Origin of the sequence: Photobacterium sanguinicancri, from assembly GCF_002265265.1 — a bacterium.
Lineage (GTDB): Bacteria > Pseudomonadota > Gammaproteobacteria > Enterobacterales > Vibrionaceae > Photobacterium > Photobacterium sanguinicancri.
Genome location: NZ_NOIF01000442.1, coordinates 1 through 487 on the forward strand (window position 1 = coordinate 1; position 487 = coordinate 487).

At 56.9% G+C, this 487-nt stretch carries 1 protein-coding gene; it reads right to left on the minus strand.

The genetic code is table 11. The features are described 5' to 3' along the window. Positions 1-487 (minus strand): DNA replication terminus site-binding protein (locus ASV53_RS24500; protein ID WP_275657126.1); only part of this gene is annotated, 487 nt, incomplete at both ends.

Below are 487 nucleotides of genomic sequence, written 5' to 3' on the forward strand. Positions count from 1 at the left end.
CGGTTGCTCCTGGATAAAGAGCAACGGCATTGGAGCGGTCACCGTTTTGAGCCCGTCACCTACTCGGATGTTCGCCACCGGCTGGACCCGCACCTGGCGGCGCACCCGAAGTGATGACTCTGGAACTCGGTCTAACCTGGAGAGGAGTTGCTCCAGGGGCAACCTATAGTCCGGACCCGACCGCTCCAGTTCTTCAGAGATACGTCGAACCAGGTCATTCTTCACCGGTTTAGATAGTGAATCCTTACGTTGCCATGTGAATCGCACCGAAAGGACTTTTTCATGGGCAAAGCATCGGATATGCCGATAGAGGTGCATGGTCATGATCCCAGGGCATTCGGCCCGCAGCGCTTCAAAGCGCTCCTGCCGTGTGCTGAATGTCCCGATTACATACTCCTCGATGGCGGTCTTTGCAGCGTTGATTCGCTCCACCAAGTCTGGAATCTCCAGGGCAGATGCGTCCCGAAGAGGGGAGAGCCAGATCGCG